The organism is Shimia sp. R9_2, from assembly GCF_017743735.1.
In the GTDB taxonomy this organism is placed as follows: Bacteria; Pseudomonadota; Alphaproteobacteria; order Rhodobacterales; family Rhodobacteraceae; genus Shimia.
The window spans coordinates 1-4737 of sequence record NZ_JAGHRO010000020.1; the positions used below are offsets into that span (position 1 = coordinate 1).

Below are 4737 nucleotides of genomic sequence, written 5' to 3' on the forward strand. Positions count from 1 at the left end.
GGCAAGCACCTCAACCTGTCGTAACTTCGTGACAATTTCCTCGGGCTTGTGTCGCTTGTTTCCCATCGTGAATCCTCCGTTTTCCTAAACATAGCGGCGGACCACTTCAGTGGGGGAGGATCAATGCCCCTGCCACGCATTGCCCTGATCCACTTCCACTTGGAAAGCAACCGTGCTGCGCCGTTAACCGAGCGCTCGGATTTTGCGGCCCAAGGCTTAGCCATCGGCGAAGACTTCGCTCAAGATCTTGAGAAGCGGCCGGTATTGGCATCCGCTGGTATCAGAGGGTTCCAAGAGGATTTCGGGGATTTTGAACCTGTGCCGGTTTTTGCGGCATTCGCAGGTGCGGGCGGCATGATGGATGGCGCGTTTTTCGACGAACTTTTGCAAGCGGTGCGGGACCGGCTTCCGTTTGACGTCGACGGTGTCTATCTGGACGCGCACGGGGCCTGCATCGCAACCAATGACGAAGACCCCGACGGGACGCTGATTTCTCTGATCCGCGATATTGTCGGGCCGAACACGCCGCTTGTGGTGACGCTGGATTTGCATGCCCATGTCAGCCAGGCCATGATCGCGGGTGCAGACTTTATCGCCGCCTACCGGACCAACCCACATGTGGATCAGTTCGAAAGGGGGCAAGAAGTCGCCCGCGCCATGAAACGGCTTCTGGCCGGACAGCAAACCGGCCGCGCGTTGGTTCGTTTGCCGTTTATTCCGCCTTCGACCACACTGGACACGACCCGCGGGCCTTATGGGCGAATGATGAAAGATGCCGTGGCTCGGGCGGTCGACCCGATCTGGAATGTATCTCTGTGCGCGGGGTTCTCGGTCGGCGATTCGTCGAAAGCGGGCGTGAACGTCACCGTTACGGCTGACACTTCTTCCGTGGCGCTGAAAACGGCGCGCGAAATCGGTCAGACATTTTGGGACGACCGCGAAGAGTTTCAGACTAATCTAACCTCAATTGAAGATGCCATCTCCCTAATGTCGGACGAGCAGACCCCTCGTATTTACGGAGATGTCGCCGACAATCCCGGCGGCGGTGGGCACGGTAACACTATTTCCATTCTGCGTGCGATGCTCGAAGCAGGCGTCGAAAACGCACTTGTCGGTATGCACGTTGATCCGGATCTTGCCGCCGAGGCCGTGCAACATGGCGAGGGGGCAAAGTTCTATGCCGAATTCAATCGCAGCGAGACGGATAGGCAATCAGGGCACCATGTTGCAGAGGTTGAAGTTGTGAAGCTGGCAAATGGTCCGGTCGCGCGCAGACGCGGTCTATACGCCGGAGGTAGTCAGAATCTCGGCCAATGCGCGCTGCTACGCTGCGCAGGTCTATTGATCATTGTGTCAAGCATTCGCCGCCAATTGTGCGAACCTGCCTTTGTCGAGCGCTTCGGACTGAACATCGCCAATTTCAATACCCTCGTCGTGAAATCTCGCGGCCACTTCAGGGCTGGATTCGATGAGTTCTTTAACCCGGCGCAAGTGGTTGAGATCGACGGCCCCGGCCTGACTTCCCCTGAATTGACTCGCATAGATTTTCAGAAAACGCCGCGCCCCATTCACCCGATTGACAACGGCGTAGAGTGGCGCGCCGACGAAGATGGCCTGGTAGCCGGTCAACCCTAACTAGCAAGAAAAAGGTAAACCTGATCCTATGGGCCACGTGACCGCACTTTCCATCGGGCTTGCGGGAGCATTGATCGCCGTTGGGATTGGGTTTCCTCTTCCATGGATGTTGGGCCCGATGGTCTTGGTGACATTGGCCGCCATTGGTGGCGCGCCGGTCAAAGCACCCCTTCAGATTCGCAAAGTAATTATGCCAATACTGGGGGTTATGCTCGGGTCTGGTTTTCACCCCGAGACGTTTGAACAGATCGCGGAATGGGCAGAAACGATTGCCTACATTCCCCTGTTCGTGGTCATGGCATTCTCGGCGGCATTTGCAGTCTATAGATTTATAGGTCGTTTCGAGCCTATCACGGCATATTTCTCGTCCGCTCCAGGCGGCTTGAACGACATGATGCTGATCGGAGCTGAAGCAGGCGGTATCGAGCGTCGTATTGCCTTGGCCCATGCCAGCCGGGTGTTGATTGTCGTCTCAAGCATGTCGTTCATCTTCTGGTACTTCTTTGAGGTCCGCTCAACGGGTCAATCCACGCAAAGCGTGGGATTCGCAGATTTAAGCCAGCAGGACTACGCGCTCTTGATCTCTTGTGCCGTTGTCGGTGCTTTTTTCGGCCCCAAACTTCGCCTCCCAGCGGCGCAAGTTATCGGTCCAATGATCCTGTCCTCGCTTGTGCATCTGGCCGGGCTGACGCAAAGCGCACCCCCTACGGCTGCCGTAAATGTTGCGCAGTTGGTCATGGGAACGGTTGTCGGCTGTCGCTTTTTGAGTGTTCCGATCAGCTAAATCTGGCGGGATATTGGTCTAGCGATTATCGCGACGACGGGCATGATGTTTGCCGCATGCCTTTGCGCAATATTGGTCAGCCAGCAAACAGGTATCGACATCAAGCAGACCCTGCTGACGTTTTCCCCCGGAGGCTTGCCTGAGATGAGTTTGCTGACCCTTGCAATGGGCGCGGATATCGCTTTCGTGGCGACCGCGCACATAATTAGAATTCTGCTGGTGATCGCAGTTGCTCCGATCATGTTTCGAATTTTGAAAATCCGGTCAAGATATTAGCGTAAACTCCGGGATCCGCCCTTACGGCCAGCTAGGTTCAACTTGCCGCGTGCACGCTGCTGATTTGTTTCATCCAATCAAGCTGAACATAAGCAGACGTTCACCCCATCGGCTAGATCGTCCGCATTGCCCGCGTCTCGATGAACTGATCAGCTTGCAGAGAAGGAGCGGTAATGGTGTGGGTGGAATTGATGGCGGTGAACGACCGGAACGGTGATTTGCGCCGCTCCGCAACAACAGGCGTGCCGCATATGCGAGCGGTTGCTGCGTCAGCAACGGTGGTGCGAGCAAAAGGCGGGTTTGTCCGCACAGCCGCCAATGAAAACTGAACTTTGCAAAGCTCGCTTTCTGCGCACAGCGGACACTATTGCAGATTGCAGAAAATGGCCAGTTTCCGCCCCAAATCGGCCTCCTCACCTGCCTACAAATTGCGCTATCAATTCAGCTCCATGAGCCTAGCATCCATCCACCTCTCCGAGGTCCGCTTGCGGCGCTTCGGAGGCAGGTATGGGTTGGAATAGACGCGCAGCGCGTATTACAAGCCGTTAGCCTGCGTAGCCGTTTTTGTTTGCTTCGGAGCAGTAGATGATAAATCCGCGGCATCGCCAAAAAGCTCTCAAAAGGGCGTTGCCCTCTGCCAGTGATACTCGCATTCACCCACGGTTTTTTCAGCAAATAGATGTTTGGCAGGATCGCACTGATCGGCCCAACTCCAAACACGCAATTGCGCATTGGCTGCTCCATTCGTTGCGTACAACCGCCTTTTCGCCTTCCCTCTCAAGCACCGAGATTTCTTCTTTCAATTGAGCAATCTTTTGGCACCGCAGGTGGTCATCAATAAGCTTCAAAAACATCTGCCTCTTCGCACCTTTTTTCATGCCAAACTGTGCGGCAGCAAGTTGATTGAATTGATCCGCCTGTTCAGAGGAGACTCGGAAGTAGAAAGAGACCGTGTCCTCTAGTTCATCGCCTGACATCATGGCTCCCCTCAAAGAGCAGCGAGGTAATGTGCATTGCGAGCAGCGCGTGGATGACAGCCAATTTTGCTACGCCCACCCACATCGCGCGGCCTGCTAGGCTGGCGGCATACGCCCTAAACATCGCCTTGTTCCCTCAGCGCCAACGCTGCATCCTTCTCAAGAAGGCTCCAGCAGGCGAAGCATTGGCAAGACGACTAGACGAATACGAATTCGACCCCGCGCTAGATTCTGTGAACCTGATGTTTTTTGTTGACCCGGCGCAAGTTGATCTGAGTTTTACGAGCCTGACGTCAAAGAACTGGGACGACGTAACATTGACTGAGACAGAAACACGGATTGTAGTCGCCGAAGTACAACGTTTACTTGACGCTCATTTTCAAGCATCTCGTGAAGTGAGCGATTTGGCATCGTCTGTTTTGAGCGGTTGCCCTTCTAGGTAGTCGCCAAGGCGCAGCGAGTTGGTGCAAAGTCCGCAGACCGTAAGTTCGAGCACAACAAGATTTCGCGGGTTCAGCGAAAGTCTGGTTCGGTGAAGTCAAATAGCGGCATGGCTTCACATGACGAACGACTCAAAAGGACCATTCTTAGCGGTGCCAACGTCCGCTTTTGAGATATGCGGCTGTCAATACACAGCGCAGAATTTTGCGCTTTGGGCTCTTAGCAACCAGTCGCTTTGCAGACGACGCTGACAGTACTGACGGTACTTTCGGTCACATGCTTAGGCTTTGGTTCTTGTTGCTTCCACGGTGCTTCCAATTGATGGCGACACAAACGCAAAGAGCCGCCCTTGGGCGGCTTGTGGTGCAGGGCGGTGGAAAGTCGCGACTTTGCTTTTGTTGGCTGTGTGTTGTAGCACAGCTGTAGCACGAAGCGGTGCGCGCGCTTACACGTGGTGCACTGCAAACCGGTTCAGGTGTCTTATTTTCTTGGTTTTGTTTTTGGTTGCGGGAGTAGGATTTGAACCTACGACCTTCAGGTTATGAGCCTGACGAGCTACCGGGCTGCTCCATCCCGCGACGCTTTTGATCTTGGGCCTTTTTTGGCTTTAAGATCTGTCGCCCT

Annotated in this window: 4 protein-coding genes, 1 tRNA gene and 1 pseudogene; 4 read left to right on the forward strand and 2 right to left on the reverse strand. The window is 54.8% G+C overall.

The genetic code is table 11. From position 1 onward, the window contains the following. Positions 1-123 precede the first annotated feature (123 nt). The 3 genes and pseudogenes from J7400_RS21045 to J7400_RS21060 all read left to right on the forward strand — a co-directional run bounded on the left by J7400_RS21045 (position 124) and on the right by J7400_RS21060 (position 3024). The gene (locus tag J7400_RS21045; RefSeq protein WP_209066133.1) at positions 124-1635 is read left to right on the forward strand and encodes a M81 family metallopeptidase; all 1512 of its coding nucleotides are present in this window, start codon (positions 124-126) and stop codon (positions 1633-1635) included. Positions 1636-1741: 106 nt separating this feature from the next. Continuing rightward, a pseudogene (locus J7400_RS21050) lies at positions 1742-2695 on the forward strand (AbrB family transcriptional regulator). Between the two features lie 173 nt (positions 2696-2868). After that, complete coding sequence (locus J7400_RS21060; protein ID WP_209066136.1) at positions 2869-3024, forward strand: hypothetical protein; 156 nt, start codon at positions 2869-2871, stop codon at positions 3022-3024. A gap of 339 nt (positions 3025-3363) precedes the next feature. Here J7400_RS21060 and J7400_RS21065 read toward each other — a convergent pair whose 3' ends face one another. Next, positions 3364-3672 carry a hypothetical protein gene (locus J7400_RS21065; RefSeq protein WP_209066137.1) on the reverse strand — a complete coding sequence of 103 codons (309 nt, stop codon included), beginning with the start codon at positions 3670-3672 and terminating at the stop codon, positions 3364-3366. 53 nt (positions 3673-3725) lie between these two features. Here J7400_RS21065 and J7400_RS21070 point away from each other — a divergent pair, with 53 nt between their 5' ends. Further along, positions 3726-4115: a hypothetical protein gene (locus J7400_RS21070; protein ID WP_209066138.1), complete on the forward strand. Its 390-nt coding sequence runs from the start codon at positions 3726-3728 to the stop codon at positions 4113-4115. A 499-nt stretch (positions 4116-4614) separates the two neighbouring features. On the opposite strand, the gene J7400_RS21075 is transcribed toward J7400_RS21070, so the two are convergent. Next, positions 4615-4691, reverse strand: a tRNA-Met gene (locus J7400_RS21075). Positions 4692-4737: the final 46 nt, after the last annotated feature.